Genomic DNA, 10,035 nt, shown 5'->3' with positions numbered 1-10,035 from the left:
TCGGCCCATGCCAGCGCCAGTTCGGGCAGCGTCGCCTGCGGGTTGTCTCTGACCACCTCGCGCAGCGCCGCGTACTCTGCCGGCGCAATTACGGGTGGTCGGCCTGTCCTTGCCATCGCATTGCTCCTGTGCAATCAATGCCGCAGGATTGGATTATGTTTTTTCTACACCCTCTTGGCGGCCCAAGAGAAAGTTACTGCGCCGCCGGGCGCACATCCCGGCTCCCGCCCACCAATCAGGCAAATTGTTCGCTTGGGTATTGAGCGTCAATACCGAGGTTGAAATCTCGCGATCGCATCACGCACTGCAGCATCCAAAGCAAACCCCGTCCCAAACCTCTGCGCCAACTCATCCGCCCGCGCAAGGAACGCCTCCACTCCTGTTCCATAAATGAACTGCATCGCCCCCCCCGTCCAAGCCGGAAACCCGATCCCGAAGATCGACCCGATGTTCGCATCGTGCACGCTCGTGAGTACGCCCTCCGCCAGACACCGCGCCGTCTCCACCGCCTGCCGGTACAGCAATCGGTCCTGGATCTCCTGCACGCTCAGGGCGCTTGACGTATCTGCAGGGCGCCCGAACAGCGACGACAGCTGCGGCCACAGGTGCTTCCTGCCACCCGCAGGGTAGTCGTAGAACCCGCCCCCGCCCGCCCGTCCCGGACGTTTCAGCTCCTTGACCATGCGCTCCACCAGCAACTCGCCAGGTGTGGCGAGGTACGTACGCCCCTCGGCCGCATAGTCGGCGCGGGTCTGGTCGAGAACATGCACGCTCAGGGTCAGCGCCGTCTCGTCGAGCACGGCCAGGGGCCCCACGGGCATGCCGGCCTGCATGGCCGCGTTCTCGATCAAGGCGGCGGGCACGCCTTCGCCGAGCAGGGCTGCGCCTTCCATGACATAGGTGCCGAAGGTGCGGCTGGTATAGAAGCCGCGCGAGTCGTTGACCACGATGGGCACCTTGCCCAGGGTCTGCACATAGTCAAACGCGCGCGCCACGGTCTCGTCGTCCGTGGCCTTGCCGCGGATGATCTCCACCAGCTTCATCTTGTCCACCGGGCTGAAGAAGTGGATGCCGACGAATTTTGCGGGCCGGCTGCTGGCCTGGGCCAGGCCGCTGATGGGCAGGGTGGAGGTGTTGCTGGCGAAGAAGCCGCCCTCGGCGAGTTGGGGCTCAGCCTCCTGCGTCACCTTGGCCTTGAGCTCGCGGTTCTCGAACACGGCCTCGATCACCAGGTCGCAGCCAGCAAGGTCGGCGGCATCGGCGGTCGCCTTGATCCTGTCGAGCAGCGCCTGCTGCGCAGCAGCTTCCATGCGGCCCTTGTCCACGCGCGCCTGCGAGAGCTTGGCGCTGTAGGCCTTGCCGGCATCGGCTTTCTCTTGCGTGACATCCTTGAGCACCGTGGCAATGCCCCGGCTGGCCTGGGCCCAGGCAATCCCCGCGCCCATCATTCCGGCACCCAGGATGCCGACCTTCTGCGGCTTGTAGCGTGGGGCATTGCCGGGGCGCGACTGGCCGCTCTTGATCGCATTCATGTCGAAGAAGAACGTGTTGATCATGTTGCGCGCCACGGGGCCGGTCATCAGGCGGGCCAGGTAGCGGCTTTCGATGCGCAGCGCCGTGTCGTAATCGACCAGGGCACCTTCGACCATGGTGGCCAGAATCGCCTCGGGGGCAGGGTAGCGGCCGCGCGTGGTCTTCTTGAGCATGGCGGGCGCCACGCTCAGTGCGCCGGCCACCTTGGGGTTGGCGGGCGTGCCGCCGGGCATCCTGTGGTTCTTGTCGTCCCAGGGCTGTACCGAGTGCGGGTGGGTGGCGATGCGCGCCAGCGCGGCGGGCAACAGTTGCTCGGGCGTGGCCACCAGTTCGTGCACCAACTGCAGTTCCAACGCCTCGCGCGGATTGAACAGCTGGCCTTCGAGCAGGTAGGGCTGGGCGCCCATCAGCCCCAGCAGGCGCGTCATCTTGGTGCTGCCGGTGGCGCCGGGCATCAGGCCAAGGGTCACCTCGGGCAGGCCGAACTGGATGCGCGGGTTGTCCACTGCGATGCGGTAATGCCCGAACAGCGCCACCTCCCAGCCGCCGCCCAGCGCTGCGCCATTGAGGCAGCTGACCACCGGGATGCCCAGGGTCTCCAGCGTGCGAAAGTGCTTCTTCATGCGCTCGATCTCGCCGAAGGCCGTGGGCGCATCGGCCGGTGTGAGGCGCATGGTGGCCTTGAGGTCGGCCCCTGCGAAGAAGCTGGTCTTGGCCGATGCCAGCACCACGCCTTTGAGTTGGGCGCGGTCGGCCACGACGCGGGCCGTGGCCTCGCCCAGGTCGGCCTGCCACTGGCGGCACATGGTGTTGACGCTGGAGTCGGGTTCGTCGAAGGTGATGAGGGCCACCTTGCCGTCGGCGGCATCGAGGAGTTCGTAGCGGATGGTCTGCATGGTGGGGTCCTTCCTAGACACGTTCGACGATGGTGGCAATGCCCATGCCGCCGCCCACGCACAAGGTCGCCAGGCCGTAACGCAGCTGCCGGCGGTGCAGCTCGTCGATCAACGTGCCCAAAATCATGGCGCCCGTGGCGCCCAGCGGGTGGCCCATGGCGATGGCGCCGCCGTTGACGTTGACCTTCTCGTGCGGCACGCCCAGCTCGCGCATGAAGCGCATGGGCACGGCGGCAAAGGCCTCATTGACCTCGAACAGGTCGATCTGGGCCATGTCCATGCCGGCCTTGGCCAGCGCCTTGCGCGCGGCGGGCACCGGTCCGGTGAGCATGCTGGTCGGGTCGGCGCCGCTGAGCGCCGTGGCCACGATGCGCGCGCGGGGGGTGAGGCCATGGGCCGCGGCGGCGGCCTCTTTGCCGATCAGCACGGCCGCCGCGCCATCGACGATGCCCGAAGCATTGCCCGCGTGGTGCACATGGTGGATGCGCCCCACCCCAGGGTAGCGCTGCAGCGCCACGGCGTCGAAGCCCATGCCGCCCAGCTGCTCGAACGAGGGCTTGAGCGCGGCCAGGCCTTCGAGCGTGGTCTGCGGCTTGATGAACTCGTCTTCCTCCAGGATAGGCAGGCCCAGGAAATCCTGCACCGGCACCACCGACTGCTTGAAGTACCCGGCCGCACGCGCAGCAGCGGCGCGGCGTTGGGATTCGACGGCATAGGCGTCGACGTCGGAGCGCGTGAAGCCATCGAGCGTAGCAATCAGGTCCGCACCGATGCCCTGGGGCACGAACAGGGTGGCCGAGTTGGTGTCCGGGTCTTGCGCCCAGGCGCCGCCGTCCGAGCCGATGGGCACGCGGCTCATGCTCTCCACGCCGCCGGCCACCACCAGATCCTCCCAGCCGGAGCGCACCTTTTGCGCGGCCAGATTTACGGCCTCCAGGCCCGAGGCACAGAAGCGGTTGACCTGCACGCCCGAGGCGCGGAAGTCCCAGCCTGCCTTGAGCGCCGCCACCTTGGGCAGCACCGAACCCTGCTCGCCCACGGGCGAGACGATGCCCATGACGATGTCGTCCACGGCGGCGGTGTCGAAGCGGTGGCGGCGCTGCAGCTCGGCCAGCAGGCCGGTGAGCAGGCTGATGGGCTTGACTTCGTGCAGGCTGCCGTCCTTCTTGCCCTTGCCCCGCGGCGTGCGGATGGCATCGAACACATAGGCTTGTGTCATGGCGTGTCTCCAGTTGGTCGCCGCAGTATAGGGCGGTACGGCTTTATGCAGAGCATTTGCTTTGTATAAATGGTGACACAGAGGAGCCGTTATCCACCCCGGCTGTAGGAACAGGACGGCAGGGGCTGGATGGTTTGGCTGACGGCGGTCCTGCGCCAGGGCTTCGAGACTCATCTCCCAGCACCTTGTCCATCCTCTCTTCCATCCAGGTGAACCATGAGCAGCAGCACCCAGCGTCGCGAAGCAGATCCGCCGACCAGCCACCATTGCGCGCCGCAATCGCCGCAGGCCGGGTATGGGGCCTTGGACAAGGAGGGGATTCGCTACATCGCCGTATGCCTGCTCGCGGTACTGGGGGTCGTCTGGCTGTTGGGGCCGTTCATGGGTATGGCGGCCCTCATCGTGCTGGCGACGCTATATTTCGTCTGGCGTGAACCCGTCGCGTCCCATGGCCTTGCGTTGCGCTGGGACGAGCATTACGAGCAGCCAGGTCGCATGCAATAGGGCGGGGAGGTAGACGGTTGCCGAAGTTGTCCCGGCACCATGCTGCTGGCGCTGCCGGGGGCCGGCGGCGCCGTTCGTTGTGCCTCAGAACCGGTAGCGCACGCCCACGGTGGCCATGTCGGCAGGGGCCGTATCGTCCGCGAAGTGCAGGCGGTGGCGCTCCCACTCCAGTACGGCAGCGATATTGGGCGTGAAGCCCCAACTGGCGCCCACGCCGAAGGACAAGCCCATGCCGCTGTCCCTGCCGGTGCGCAGTCCATAGACCGGCTGGGTGGAGGTCACGGTGCGGCTGTAAGTGGTGCCGGCCTTGGCAAACAGCTCCAGGCGATCGCCGATGGGGGCACGACCGACCAGGCTCAGGTTGACGCCCTGGGCCTTGGTCCTGCCGTCCAGCCGGTACGAGCGGCCAAAATCCAGATAGCCCAGCTCCACGCCGAAGTTGCGGTGAAAGTACCCGCCGGTGCTGAGCTTCCAGGCGGTGTCGCTGTCGTCGTAAGCCAGCCCGGACGGCCCCGAATACAGGTCGTACCGGGAACGCCCGCCCGACAGGCCGACGTAACCGGCCTGGGTGAAGGGCAGGAACGACCTCGATGAGGGCAGGGGCGCATCTGGCGGGGCCTGCGCCCGCGCGATGCCGCACACGACGCCGAAGAGGGCGCCGCCGACAGCGGCAATGAGCCAGGGGGAAGTGCTGTTGCTGCGCCGTGCATGTCTCATGGAAGTCTCCCGGGGTAAGGACACCGTTCTTGGCGCCCGCACGCGCAGGCCGCCTGACTTCCAATTTATGCGGCTGCCCTGTAACAGCACGTGGGATTTGGTAAGCGGCTTTTGTAGGAATCCGCCTGCTGGGAACTGTGCGGGCAGCACGCTATCCTGTAGCCTGTGAACAACTGGTTCTCATGGCCGGCCTGCATGCATGGAGGCCGGCTGTTCATTGATCGCTTCCGACATCCAGAACATGGCAAAAACCCTTTCCGAATCCCTGCAGCGCCTGGCACGCGACGCCATCGAATACGACGACGCGCGCTCCGGCTTTTTCCTTGAGCACCACCTGGCGCTGGCCGCCGGCGCGGGCCTGGCCGTGTCCGCGCTGATGGCGCCCAGCCGCAGCGCGGCGGCCGTGCGCGGCATCGCCGCGGGGGTGCTGCTGGTGCGCGGGCTCAGCGGCCGCGATGGCGTGCGCGACTGGCTGCAGGTGCGCGGAGCGGCGCCTGCGCCGCGCAAGCTCAGCCCCGAAGAAATCCGCGAAACCTGGCTTCTGTAAGCTACTTGCCCAGCCCCATGGCGCGGGTGATCACTTCCTTCATGATCTCGTTGGTGCCGCCGTAGATGCGCTGCACCCGGGCATCGGCATAGGCGCGGGTGATGGGGTACTCCCACATGTAGCCGTAGCCACCGTGCAGCTGCAGGCATTCGTCCATCACCTTGCACTGCAGGTCGGTGGTCCAGTACTTGGCCATGCTGGCGGTGGCCGTGTCAAGCCGGTCGGCCGCGACCAGCTCGCAGCACTTGTCCACGAACACGCGCGCCACCTGCACCTCGGTCTGCAGCTCGGCCAGGGTGTAGCGGGTGTTCTGGTAGCTGGCCACGGGCTGGCCAAAGACCTTGCGCTGCTTGACGTAGTCCACCGTCCAGTCGATGGCTGCCTGGGCGGCGGCCACGGCGCTGATGGCGATCTGCATGCGTTCCCAGGGCAGTTGCTCCATCAGGCAGATGAAGCCCCGCCCTTCCATGGCCGCGCCGCCGAGCAGGTTCTCGGCCGGCACCTTCACATCGGTGAAGAACAGCTCGGAGGTGTCCTGCGCCTTCATGCCCAGTTTCTTGAGGCGCTGGCCCTTTTCGAAGCCCGGCATGCCGCGCTCCACCAGCAGCAGGCTGGTGCCCTTGGCGCCGGCGGCCGGGTCGGTCTTGGCCACCACGATCACCAAGTCCGCATGCCAGCCGTTGGTGATGAAGGTCTTGCTGCCGTTGAGCACATAGTGCGATCCGTCGGCGCTCTTCACGGCCGTGGCCTTGATGCCCTGCAGATCGCTGCCGGCCGCCGGCTCGCTCATGGCGATGGCGCCTACCATGGCGCCGCTGGCCAGTTGCGGCAGGTAGCGGCGCTTTTGCTCCTCGCTGCCGTAGTGCAGGACGTAGGGCGCCACGATCTCGCTGTGCAGCCCGAAGCCCAGGCCGGTGAAGCCCGCGTGCGCGATGGCCTCCATCTGGGCCACCGAATACAGCCGGTCGGCGCCCGCACCGCCGTATTCCTCGGGCAGGCTCATGCACAGAAAGCCGTTCTCGCCGGCCTTGGCCCATACGGCACGGTCCACGTAGCCCTGTTCCTCCCAGGCTGCGTGGTGGGGGGCGACCTCCTTGTCGAGGAAACGCGCGAAGCTTTCGGCAAAGGCCTGGTGGTCGGCGTTGAAGAGGGTGCGTTCGATCATGGTGTTCGTCTCCGGTGTAATTTTGCAAAGCATGTGCTTTTCAAAATTCTGCCATGGACCTGCGCCAACAAAAGGCCGCCCATTGGGGGCGGCCTGGAGGCGAAGGCGGACGCCGCTTACTTGACGTAGTCCGACACCACCTTCCACTTGCCGTCCTGGATCTGCGACAGGCGCGACAGGTCGCTGCCCAGGCGCTTCTGCGGGCCGTAGGACGCTTCCGCGCTGCCGAACATGTCGGGCGGGATCACCATGGTGTCCATGGCCTTGATGAAGCTTTCGGTGGTCAGCCCGGTACCGGCCTTCTGCGCCGCGCGGATGAAGGCGTCGATGGCGCCGTAGCCGTAGACCGAGAACACGGTCGGGTCTTCATTGAACTTGGTCTTGTACTTGTTGGCCCAGAAGCGGATGGGCTGCGAGGCCTCGTCCAGGTAGGGGTGCTGCACCGTCATGGTGGCGTACAGGCCGTCCATGGGCTTGCCGCCCAGCTTGTGGATGAGGTCGGTGTAGGCCGCACTCGACCCCAGGAAGGTGGGGTTAAAACCGGTCTTGCGTGCCTCGCCGATGGTGCCGATGGTTTCGCGGATGATGGTGCCCAGGACCACAAAGTCGCACTCCGCCGCCTTCATCTTCGCCACCTGGGACGAGAAGTCGGTGGCACCGCGCTTGTACGAAGTCTTCTCGGTGAAGTCCATGCCCATGCTCTTCAGGGCCGCTTCGCCGCCGCGCATCACCTCCAGGCCGAACTCGTCGTCCTGGTAGATGGTGCAGATCTTCTTGGCGCCTTTTTCCTTGATGAGCTTGGGCGCAGCCAGGCGGATCTGGTCGTAGTAGGTCGCAGCGAACGAGTACTTGAGCTTGTGGAAGGGCTCGTACATCTCGCGCGCCGCCGTCACCGGGAAGAAGTTGATCACGTTCTTGCTGAACTGCACCGGCATGGCCGCCAGGTTCTGCGCGGTGCCGATGTGCGCCACCATCATGAAGATCTTGTCCTGGTTGACGAGCTTCTGCGCCGCCAGCACCGCCTTCTTGGGGTCGTAGCCCGAGTCTTCCACCTTGAGGTCGATCTTGCGGCCGTTGACGCCGCCCTGCTCGTTGGCCTCGTCCACGCGCAGCATCATGCCCAGGCGCACCTGCTTGCCGAAGCCCGCCAGCGGCCCCGACAGGTCCTGGATGGAGCCCAGCGTGATGGTGTCCTTGGCCACGCCCTGCGTGGCCTGGGCATGCGCGGCGCCGCCGGCCATGGCCACGGTGGTCAGTGCGGCAAGGTGAAGAAGTCTCATGGCAGGTCTCCTTGTATGGATAGGACGGATCCCGTTATAGAACGATGCGCCGGGTGGAGCACCAGCACTTTCCCTAGCGGTCCATGGCGCGCCGCAACATGGGCTCAGCGGTACATGGCCTCGATGCGGTCGGCGTACTTCTGCTGCACCAGCTTGCGCTTGAGCTTCATGGTCGGAGTCAGCTCCTCGTCCTCGGCCGAGAGCTGGGTGTCGAGCAGAAAGAACTTCTTGATCTGCTCTACGCGCGCGAAGCGCTTGTTCACGCGGTCCACCTCGGCCTGGATCAGCGCCTGCACCTCGGTGGCGCGCGTCAGGCTGGCGTAGTTGGAGAAGGGCACGTCGTGGTCCTGTGCGTACTTCTCCACGTTCTCCTGGTCGATCATGATGATCACCGTGAGGTAGGGGCGGGCGTCGCCGATCACCACAGCATCGGTCACGTAGGGGCTGAACTTGAGCTCGTTCTCCAGCTCGCTCGGTGTGATGTTCTTGCCCCCGGCCGTGATGATGATGTCCTTCATGCGGTCGGTGATGCGCAGGTAGCCGTCGGCGTCGATCACGCCCACGTCGCCGGTGTGCAGCCAGCCATCGGGGGAGATGGTCTCGGCGGTCTTCTCGGGCAGGTTCAGGTAGCCCTTGAAGACGTTGGGGCCGCGCACCTGGATCTCGCCCGTGGCCGGGTCCACGCGCACCTCGTTGTAGCCTGCGGCGGGGCCGATGGAGCCGGGCTTGATGCGGCTGGCGGGCACGCCCGTGGCAGCGCCGCAGGTCTCGGTCATGCCCCACACTTCCAGCATGGGCACGCCCAGGGCCAGGTACCACTTGACCAGGTCGGGCGAGATGGGCGCCGCGCCGGTGACCAAAAAGCGCGCGCGGTGGATGCCGATGAGCTTGCGCACATTGTCCAGCGCCAGCCAGCGCGCCAGGCGGAACTGCAGCTTCTGCCCGGCGCCCACGGGCTGCCCGGCCAGCACCTGCTCGGCAATGCGCGTGCCCACGCCGATGGACCAGGCATAGGCCGCCTGCTGCAGCCGGGTGGATTCCTTGAGCGCGATCATCACGCCCGAATAGAACTTCTCCCACACGCGCGGAACGGCGGTGAACACGGTGGGAGCGATCTCGCGCACGTTCTCGGGCACGGTGTCGGGGTTCTCCACGAAGTTCAGGCGAGAGCCGGTATAGAGCGAAAAGTACTCGCCCCCCATGCGCTCGGCGATGTGGCACAGCGGCAGGAAGCACATGGCCTCGTCGTCCTCGGTGCGCGAGATCAGCGTGTTGTAGCCGCGCACGGTGTAGGCCAGCGCGGCATGGGTGTGCATGGCGCCCTTGGGCTTGCCGGTGGTGCCCGATGTGTAGACCAGGATGGCCACGTCTTCGGGGCGGCAGCCCTGCACCCGGCGCTCCAGCTCGCCCGGGTGCTGTGCGTTCCAGCCGCGGCCCAGTTCGCGCAAGGCCTGCAGGCTCAGGATGTGCGGGTCGGACAGGCCGCGCAGGCCTTCCATGTCGAAGACCACGATCTTGCGCAGCAGCGGCAACTGGCCGCGCACCTCCAGCGCCTTGTCCAGCTGTTCGTCGTCCTCGACGAAGAGCACCGTGGTGCGCGAGTCTTCGCTCAGGTCGTGCCCCTTGCTGGCCGCGCCGGTGGGGTAGATGCCATTGGAAACGCCGCCGCAGCTGAGCACGGCCAGGTCGGCCAGCACCCATTCGATGTTGGTGTTGGACAGCACCGAGGCGCATTCCCCGGGCGCAAAGCCCAGGGACATGAGGCCGCCCGCGATCTCGCGCACGGCTTCTGCGGTCTGGTTCCAGGTCCAGCTCTTCCAGATGCCGAGCTGCTTCTGGCGCAGCCACACGTTCGGGCCGCGCCGGGCCACACCGTTCCAGAACATCGCGGCCATGGTGTCGCCCGCGAGCACATCGGTGCCGGCCGGCTGGATGTGGGAAAGATCCCATAGGTTGGACATGCCGGTCACCTCCAGTTCTTCTTTTTCTTCCAGCGCCGCTCGCCGCGCACGCCGGCGTCCTTCATGCCCAGGTAGAACTCCTTGATGTCGTCCTTCTCGCGCAGGCGCTCGCAGCTGTCCTCCAGCACGATGCGGCCGGTTTCCAGCACATAGCCGGAGTCGGACGCTGTGTTCTGGCGGTTATCCGACTGGGACGCCGCCGGGGTGGCGGGC

General features: G+C 66.3%; 8 protein-coding genes and 1 pseudogene. 2 read left to right on the top strand and 7 right to left on the bottom strand.

Annotation, left to right across the window (positions count from 1 at the left end; genetic code table 11):
- Positions 1–266 precede the first annotated feature (266 nt).
- Together ACK59X_RS25450 and ACK59X_RS25445 are read right to left on the bottom strand one after the other, a co-directional pair.
- On the bottom strand, positions 267–2,429 hold the full coding sequence (locus tag ACK59X_RS25450) for a 3-hydroxyacyl-CoA dehydrogenase NAD-binding domain-containing protein (RefSeq protein ID WP_409961221.1): 2,163 nt from the start codon (positions 2,427–2,429) through the stop codon (positions 267–269).
- A gap of 13 nt (positions 2,430–2,442) precedes the next feature.
- Positions 2,443–3,648, bottom strand: a complete 1,206-nt coding sequence (locus ACK59X_RS25445) for an acetyl-CoA C-acetyltransferase (protein ID WP_409961219.1) — start codon at positions 3,646–3,648, stop codon at positions 2,443–2,445.
- A 216-nt stretch (positions 3,649–3,864) separates the two neighbouring features.
- On the opposite strand from ACK59X_RS25445, the gene ACK59X_RS25440 reads away from it, so the two are divergent.
- The gene (locus ACK59X_RS25440) at positions 3,865–4,152 is read left to right on the top strand and encodes a hypothetical protein (RefSeq protein ID WP_409961217.1); all 288 of its coding nucleotides are present in this window, start codon (positions 3,865–3,867) and stop codon (positions 4,150–4,152) included.
- Between the two features lie 84 nt (positions 4,153–4,236).
- On the opposite strand, the gene ACK59X_RS25435 is transcribed toward ACK59X_RS25440, so the two are convergent.
- Positions 4,237–4,869 (bottom strand): outer membrane beta-barrel protein, encoded by a 633-nt coding sequence (locus ACK59X_RS25435; protein ID WP_409961216.1) that lies wholly within the window; start codon positions 4,867–4,869, stop codon positions 4,237–4,239.
- 241 nt (positions 4,870–5,110) lie between these two features.
- Here ACK59X_RS25435 and ACK59X_RS25430 point away from each other — a divergent pair, with 241 nt between their 5' ends.
- Positions 5,111–5,416, top strand: a complete 306-nt coding sequence (locus tag ACK59X_RS25430) for a hypothetical protein (protein ID WP_409961214.1) — start codon at positions 5,111–5,113, stop codon at positions 5,414–5,416.
- 1 nt (position 5,417) lies between these two features.
- Here the strand turns inward: ACK59X_RS25430 and ACK59X_RS25425 are convergent, their stop codons facing one another.
- The 4 genes and pseudogenes from ACK59X_RS25425 to ACK59X_RS25410 all read right to left on the bottom strand — a co-directional run.
- Positions 5,418–6,581, bottom strand: a complete 1,164-nt coding sequence (locus ACK59X_RS25425; RefSeq protein ID WP_409961212.1) for an acyl-CoA dehydrogenase family protein — start codon at positions 6,579–6,581, stop codon at positions 5,418–5,420.
- 116 nt (positions 6,582–6,697) lie between these two features.
- Positions 6,698–7,861: an ABC transporter substrate-binding protein gene (locus ACK59X_RS25420; protein ID WP_409961210.1), complete on the bottom strand. Its 1,164-nt coding sequence runs from the start codon at positions 7,859–7,861 to the stop codon at positions 6,698–6,700.
- Positions 7,862–7,965: 104 nt separating this feature from the next.
- Positions 7,966–9,822: an AMP-dependent synthetase/ligase gene (locus ACK59X_RS25415; RefSeq protein ID WP_409961208.1), complete on the bottom strand. Its 1,857-nt coding sequence runs from the start codon at positions 9,820–9,822 to the stop codon at positions 7,966–7,968.
- 5 nt (positions 9,823–9,827) lie between these two features.
- Positions 9,828–10,035 (bottom strand): annotated as a pseudogene (locus tag ACK59X_RS25410) (hypothetical protein); the annotation flags it as partial.

Origin of the sequence: Acidovorax sp. (assembly GCF_046339755.1) — a bacterium.
In the GTDB taxonomy this organism is placed as follows: Bacteria; Pseudomonadota; Gammaproteobacteria; order Burkholderiales; family Burkholderiaceae_C; genus Acidovorax.
Note: the sequence above shows the minus strand (reverse complement) of the source record. Positions and strands in the feature narration are given on the sequence as shown.

Excerpts from the sequence above, each read along its gene's own strand:
- ACK59X_RS25450 (WP_409961221.1), bottom strand. The coding sequence starts at position 2,429 with ATGCAGACCATCCGCTACGAACTCCTCGATGCCGCCGACGGCAAGGTG.
- ACK59X_RS25445 (WP_409961219.1), bottom strand. The coding sequence starts at position 3,648 with ATGACACAAGCCTATGTGTTCGATGCCATCCGCACGCCGCGGGGCAAG.
- ACK59X_RS25440 (WP_409961217.1), top strand. The coding sequence starts at position 3,865 with ATGAGCAGCAGCACCCAGCGTCGCGAAGCAGATCCGCCGACCAGCCAC.
- ACK59X_RS25435 (WP_409961216.1), bottom strand. The coding sequence starts at position 4,869 with ATGAGACATGCACGGCGCAGCAACAGCACTTCCCCCTGGCTCATTGCC.
- ACK59X_RS25430 (WP_409961214.1), top strand. The coding sequence starts at position 5,111 with ATGGCAAAAACCCTTTCCGAATCCCTGCAGCGCCTGGCACGCGACGCC.
- ACK59X_RS25425 (WP_409961212.1), bottom strand. The coding sequence starts at position 6,581 with ATGATCGAACGCACCCTCTTCAACGCCGACCACCAGGCCTTTGCCGAA.
- ACK59X_RS25420 (WP_409961210.1), bottom strand. The coding sequence starts at position 7,861 with ATGAGACTTCTTCACCTTGCCGCACTGACCACCGTGGCCATGGCCGGC.
- ACK59X_RS25415 (WP_409961208.1), bottom strand. The coding sequence starts at position 9,822 with ATGTCCAACCTATGGGATCTTTCCCACATCCAGCCGGCCGGCACCGAT.